This window comes from Dethiosulfatibacter sp. (genome assembly GCF_983023055.1).
Genome location: NZ_CEZJXU010000068.1, coordinates 2,976 through 7,778 on the forward strand (window position 1 = coordinate 2,976; position 4,803 = coordinate 7,778).

Consider the following 4,803-nt stretch of genomic DNA (forward strand, 5'->3'; position numbering starts at 1 on the left):
GTACCAAGGATTTCCTTTGGAATGACGATTGAATATCCATCACCAGCAAAAAATCTTATACCTTCAAAATCATCCTGTCTTAGTTCATATTGCTTAAGTATTTTGTTTATCTTTATGCCCTTGATTTCAACTTCAACAACTTCACCGCTTGATGAAATGTTTGTTGTTGCAAGTGTTTGAGATTCCATAGCCTTGATTTCTTCGGCATCAATCATTTTTGTTCCACCTTCAATACCCTGTATTTCTATAGGGGTTTCAGTTGTTTCAGTTCCTTCGTTGTTGTCTTCTGTTTTTGGTGTACATGCAGCAAATGCAAGTATCAATACAAACACTATGCTTAATAATTTCAGTTTTTTTGACATGATTCTCTCCTTAGTTTTTGTTTTAACTTTCTTTTGCGTCTTGAATAACTGCTCACGTATTTACTACGGCTTAGCTGCTTTCTTGTCAGCTTAGGAAAGTTAATATCATAACCCCTTGAAGCGTTGGTGTTATGCGTTTGAGGAAACTTTCCTTCGCGTCTTAATAAATGCTTGTGCATTTAACGCAGCGTAGCTGCTTTCTTGTGGTGAATCTCGATTGCCAAATTTACAGCTTCTGTAGCTGAGTGGCTAGTAATAGTTGCCCCGGTTATTGCGACTATTTCATAATCATTTTCTTTATGCATTTTTACAAGTTCTGCTGGATGGGATAGAGGCATGTTTTGAAATCTTTCCAGAAACCATCCTTCCCTTATGTATCCTCCGTAATCCTCTGTTTCGTGTTCGTCAATTAGTCTGACTGTTTCAATACTTTCATCGATGTTGTTTATTTCAACCATATAGTAGACAAAGTCCTTGTATCCTATGGATTTTATGAAATAGCAGTCAAGATTCTTATTCTCCAAATGGACTTCGTAAACATATTCCGCAAAACAATTTTTAGAATTTAAGTTCTTATCGAAACTTGTTTCTACAATATTTGCTTCGGGATATATGGAAGCAAGATATTCATTCTTGTATTCCATGGTCAATGAAAGTACAGCCAGGGATATTGCAATTAATGATACTAAAGCTATTATTCTTTTTTTTTCCATAAAAAATATCTATTCCACCCGGAATAGATAAAATCATCTCCTTTCCAACCGGGAGGCAGGTCCGTTTCCAGACAAACCCATAGTCTGATTACCATAGAAAACCTTAGGAAAATCAGATCGGAGTTAATACATTCTAATTCTACCAAAAAAAATATCTAAATTCAATATAAATTTAGTGAGGAAAAGGTTATTATGTCTGTAAATATATAATGAATATGTGTTATAATATAAAGAACATAGAGGAAAGATGATTTTTGGAGGACATGATATGAAGGGAAATGAACTTAAATACACTCAATTGAGAAATGAATGCTGTGATGAATGCAAAAAATTTGAATCCACGGCGGACTTAGAGCCACTTGAGGGAATCATTGGACAGGAAAGAGCAGTTGAAGCAATTGATTTCGGCCTTAATATAAAAAGAAAAGGCTACAATATTTATATTTCAGGAATAAGTGGAACCGGTAGAAATTCCTATATTAGTCTTATTACGGAAAAGAAGGCTCGTGGAGAAAATACTTCAGGAGACTGGGTATACGTTTACAATTTCAAGAAACCTGAAAATCCAATATCCCTTAGGTTGGATAGCGGACAGGGAAAAATTTTCAAAAAAGCCATAGAAAATACGATTATATTTATAAAGAAGGAAATAGAGAACACCTTTACTTCAAAGGAATATGAAAGAGCAAAAAATATGCTTTTCAAGCAGCTTAACGAAACTTCCGAGGAGCTTTTGGCTGAGCTTAATACTCTTGCCAAGAAATTCGGTTTTATATATTCAAATACAGATAGGGGTCTTGTCAGCGTACCACTTAAGGAAAATGATGTTCCTATGACAGAAGAGGATTTTAAGGACATCTCAAAGGAAAAATACGCCGAGATACAGAAAAAATCTAGTGAACTGAACCTTGCAAGCATTGACCTGTTCAAGAAAATCAAGGACATAGACGAAAGCTTCAGGGACAAGCTCAAGAAGCTTGATAGTGAATTTGCAACAAAGGTTGTAAACCTACACACAGACAGGTTGAAATACAGATTTGACGGGAACAAAAAAGTTGAAAATTATCTTATAGACTTGAAGAATGACATAATAGACAAGGTAGACATGTTCAAGACAGACAACAAGCAGCCGCAGTCGAATCCATTTTTGGCAATGCAGAACAAAAACAATGATTCTTTCTTTGAAAGATATCAGGTGAATCTTTTCATAGACAATTCTGACAAAGAGAATGCACCAGTAGTATTTGAGACAAACCCAACACATTCAAACCTTTTGGGAAACATAGAGTTTGTGAATGAAATGGGAGTATTAAAGACCTCCTTTAAAAAAATCATTCCTGGATCTATCCATGCAGCAAATGGAGGTTATCTTATTATTCAGGTAAAGGACCTTATGGAAAATGTTTTTGCATATAAGGGACTAATGAGGGCATTATTGAATGACGAGACAAAGATAGAGACAATTCAGACTACAATGGGATATCCTGTAACTACAGGCCTTAAGCCTGAACCAATAAAGCTTGACATCAAGGTCATACTGGTAGGGGATCCAAGGTCCTATAGTATGCTTTATTCATATGACGAGCAGTTTTCAAAGCTCTTCAAAATCAGGGCTGATTTTGATGTTGAAATGGTAAGATCCAGTGCAAATGTGGAAAAAATGACTAAGTTCATAGCTTCCCACTGTGAAAAGGAAGATCTTAAGCACTTTGAAAGGGATGCAGTCTGCAAGGTTGTAGAATACAGTTCAAAGATTGCAGACAATCAGGAGAAGCTTTCATCAAGATTCAACAAGGTTGTTGAAATTATTTACGAAGCTGATTCATGGGCCTGTCTGGAAGAAAGCAATCTTGTATATAAAAAGCATGTTGAAAAGGCTATACAGCAGAAGATAAACAGGAACAACATGTATGAGGATAAAGTTTTAGAGCTATTTGACGAGGGAACCTATTTACTTGATGTTGAAGGGGAAAAGGTTGGAGAAATAAATGGACTTGCAGTAGTTGGAGCTGGTGAATATTCCTTCGGAAAGCCTTCTAAGATAACAGTATCCACCTATAGGGGAAAAGCCGGTCTTATAAATATTGAACGGGAAGCAAGGACAAGCGGAAAGATACACGATAAGGGTGTAATGATAATAAACGGATTCATGGGATACAAGTATGCACAGACTAGACCACTTGCGCTTTCAGCCAGCATAGTATTCGAGCAGCTTTACTCGGGAATTGACGGAGACAGTGCTTCAAGTACGGAATTATATGCAATAATGTCAAGTCTTTCCGGTGCTCCAATCAAGCAGGGAATAGCCGTAACGGGTTCGGTAAATCAAAGAGGACAGATACAGCCAATAGGAGGAGTTAACCAGAAGATAGAGGGTTACTTCAAGGTTTGCAAGATGAAGGGGCTGACTGGAGAGCAGGGTGTAATCATACCTCACCAGAATGTGAAGAACCTTATGCTTAACGACGAGGTGACGGAAGCTGTCAAGAATGGAAAATTCCATATCTATCCTGTTAAACTGATTGACGATGGAATTGAAATACTCACTGGAGTTCCTGCAGGATCTCTGGATGAAAATGGATGTTATGAAGAGAATACAATCCATTGCCTTGTGGATCAGAAGCTTCAGCAGTATCTTAAGCCTTTGGACTTCGACAAGAAAGACGATGATGAATCCGAAGATGTAAAAAACAAAAAAAATCCAAGATCAAAGCAAAGGATGTTAAAGAAGAAAAAGAAGATGATGTAAAATGAAAAAGGAATTCACATGTAAGGGTTGTAAAAACAAATGCAAGGTGAAGTTCGAAGCAAAGGATGGTGTAATAATCTCCATTAAGGGCAACAAGTGTAAAAAGGGAGAAAAAAACGCTATCAAAAAAATCGAAAAAAAGAAAAAGAGTAAGAATAAAGACAAGAAAAAGAATAAGGATAAAGAAAAGGATAAAAAAAAATAGAGAAATATTAATTTTCATGAGTATAAAAAATATGGATATCAGCTCCCTATGCTGAAATCCATATTTTTTTAGTTTAAATATTTTTAAACTTTTGTGTTAGATGATTTTCCATCCTTCATTTTCAGCTATTTTCCTGAGTCCTGAATCAGGGGTTACTGCCACAGGATTTCCAGTAAGTTTAAGTATGAATTCATCATAATAGCTATCGGCAAAGGCTTTGCTGTTATCGTAATCTACTTCTTCATTTTCATATTCCTTTAAAACTGCATTTTTCTTTTCAATTCCGTTTATAATGTGAAAGCCCTTGTCGAAATCCATCCTGTTATTTTTAAAGGGCAGTTTTGTCCCTATTATCTTGTTAAAGCCCAGGTTCTTCATTGCAGCGTCTAGCATTGGCTGAAAGCTTCCAGATACCAGTACAAGCTCATATCCTTCTTTCTTTGCTTTTTCAATTTCATTTAGTATGTCATTGTTGAAATGATTATCTATTCCATCACAAGCTTTTTCGAAAAAATCTATGACTTCTTCTTCAGACATGTTGCTGAAGAGTTTAAGAAAATCAACTGTAGCTTTGTCTCTGAATTTTTTCTTTGAAAGGATTCCTATCTTATTCAGGAAATAATCTTTAAGTATTATCCCTTTCACCTTTGAAGCTGATTTTTTTGGATAAGAAAGACTCATCCACCTATCAAAAAGATATGGGACAGTTAGTTCTGTAAACAAGGTTCCGTCAAAGTCGAATATTGCTAGTTTTTTCATATGTTTCTCCTGTAT

The 4,803-nt window shown here is 35.8% G+C and carries 5 protein-coding genes and 1 riboswitch; of the genes, 2 read left to right on the top strand and 3 right to left on the bottom strand.

Features of this window, described 5'->3' with window-relative positions; translation table 11 throughout:
* On the bottom strand, positions 1 to 362 hold a 362-nt coding region (locus AC3AX0_RS03960), incomplete at its 3' end, for a hypothetical protein (RefSeq protein WP_487549006.1).
* Positions 363 to 541: 179 nt separating this feature from the next.
* Complete coding sequence (locus AC3AX0_RS03965; protein WP_487549007.1) at positions 542 to 1,075, bottom strand: FMN-binding protein; 534 nt, start codon at positions 1,073 to 1,075, stop codon at positions 542 to 544.
* A gap of 21 nt (positions 1,076 to 1,096) precedes the next feature.
* Positions 1,097 to 1,210, bottom strand: a riboswitch (molybdenum cofactor riboswitch).
* 133 nt (positions 1,211 to 1,343) lie between these two features.
* On the opposite strand from AC3AX0_RS03965, the gene AC3AX0_RS03970 reads away from it, so the two are divergent.
* Complete coding sequence (locus AC3AX0_RS03970) at positions 1,344 to 3,824, top strand: Lon protease family protein (protein WP_487549008.1); 2,481 nt, start codon at positions 1,344 to 1,346, stop codon at positions 3,822 to 3,824.
* Between the two features lies 1 nt (position 3,825).
* Entirely contained in the window at positions 3,826 to 4,029 is a 204-nt protein-coding gene (locus tag AC3AX0_RS03975) for a hypothetical protein (protein WP_487549009.1), read from the top strand.
* Between the two features lie 96 nt (positions 4,030 to 4,125).
* Here the strand turns inward: AC3AX0_RS03975 and AC3AX0_RS03980 are convergent, their stop codons facing one another.
* On the bottom strand, positions 4,126 to 4,788 hold the full coding sequence (locus AC3AX0_RS03980) for an HAD family hydrolase (protein WP_487549010.1): 663 nt from the start codon (positions 4,786 to 4,788) through the stop codon (positions 4,126 to 4,128).
* Positions 4,789 to 4,803: the final 15 nt, after the last annotated feature.